Origin of the sequence: Corynebacterium sp., assembly GCF_012837295.1 — a bacterium.
Classification (GTDB): domain Bacteria; phylum Actinomycetota; class Actinomycetes; order Mycobacteriales; family Mycobacteriaceae; genus Corynebacterium.
Genome location: NZ_DURI01000070.1, coordinates 1 through 1578 on the forward strand (window position 1 = coordinate 1; position 1578 = coordinate 1578).

Consider the following 1578-nt stretch of genomic DNA (forward strand, 5'->3'; position numbering starts at 1 on the left):
GAACGCCTCGCCGAAGGGCTCGACCCCGTCCGCCCCTGCGACGGACTCCAGCAGCGCCCGCGCGGCGGCCGGCTCGGGAGTCCCGATCTCGATGGTGAAAGTCATGCCTGCGCAACCTCTTCCGGTTCGATCGCCTTGTAGCCGACGTTGCGCACGGTCGCGATCAGCCCTTCGTGCCGGTGGCCGAGTTTCGCGCGCAAACGCCGGACGTGGACGTCCACGGTACGGGTTCCGCCGTAGTAGTCGTATCCCCACACGTCCTGGAGCAGTTGTTCGCGGGTGAACACGCGGCCGGCGTTGCGGGTGAGGAACCGGAGAAGCTCGAATTCCTTGAACGTCAGATCCATGGGGGTGCCGCCCAGGCGGGCGGTGTACGTGTGCTCGTCGACGACCAGATCGCCGAGGACCAACACGGGGCTCTCCTCCGGTTCCGTGACCGGCACCGGGCGGCGCGACAGGAGCAGGCGCAGGCGGGCGTCGATCTCGGCCGGGGTGGCGCCCGGCAGCAGGAAATCGTCGATGGCCCACGACCCGTCGATGGCGATCAGCGCGGTGTCCGCCGCCAGCACTGCCACGGGCAGATCCGGGTTGGCGCCCGCGATGTGGCGGCACAGCTCGCGGGCGGCCAGCAGGTTCGGGCCGGTGGCGTCGATGATCGCCACGGTCACATCCTCCAGCAGCGTCGCCGACGCCTCGGTGGCGGGCAGCCGGATGATGTCGTGGTTGAGCAACCCGATGTTGGGCACGCGTTCCCGAACCTGAGGGTCGTTGCTGACGATGGCCAGGCGCACGGGCGCACACTCCGCTTCTTCGGGGTCGTTTACCCGGTCGATCTTAATAGGCCTTGATCTGAGGACGGGCACCGATGCGGTACTAATGGGGGGTGAGCATTTCCCGCCCGGTCAAACGCATTTCCGCCGCCGTCGGCGCCATCGCGCTGTTGGCCGTCGGCGCGGATCTCGGCCTGGCCATTCATGCGGAACGCAATTTGGCCAACCGGATCCGCGAAGAGATGAACCTGCCGGCCGACCCGTACGTCAGTCTGGGCGGCGTTGCGTACTCGTCCTCGTTTTTCACCGGCCAGTGGAGCTCCATCCAGGTCCGCGCCCGCGACCTGGAGATCGAGGGTTTCGGCCTGGTGTCCGTCGAGTCGGGGGCCGTCGACGTCGAGGTCCCGAAGTCGTCGGTGTGGTCGGGCGACTTCGATTCCGCGTTCACCGAGCGCTACCACACCAAACTGCAGCTCGACGGCCTGTCGCTGGGCCGGCAGTTCGGTTTCACGGACCTGGCCATCCAGAATCACGAGGACATCTCCCCCGCCGGCGGCTGGGAAACCCAGGCGATCTTCGAGGCCACTCCCCCGGGCTGGTCCGCCCCCGCGGAGGTCGTCGTCAAGCTGCGGATCCTCGACGGAGACGCGAAGTTCATTCCCGTGGAGGTCCTCTCCGGGCCGGCGGACGCGGAGTCCGAGGACGTCCTCCGGGGCGACGAGCTTTCCGACGACGCCGCCGCGGAGATTCTCCCGGCCTTCGAACTGGTCCTGACGGGCGCCGAACTGCCGCTGCGCCAGCGCCCGAC

2 protein-coding genes are annotated in these 1578 nt (G+C 68.3%); one reads left to right on the plus strand and one right to left on the minus strand.

Annotated features, from left to right (window positions below; genetic code table 11):
- Positions 1–101 precede the first annotated feature (101 nt).
- Complete coding sequence (locus GX015_RS02465; protein ID WP_278826810.1) at positions 102–746, minus strand: response regulator transcription factor; 645 nt, start codon at positions 744–746, stop codon at positions 102–104.
- A gap of 137 nt (positions 747–883) precedes the next feature.
- Between GX015_RS02465 and GX015_RS02470 the strand changes: the two genes are divergently transcribed.
- The coding region (locus GX015_RS02470; RefSeq protein ID WP_291342532.1) for a DUF2993 domain-containing protein at positions 884–1578 on the plus strand (695 nt) is incomplete at its 3' end.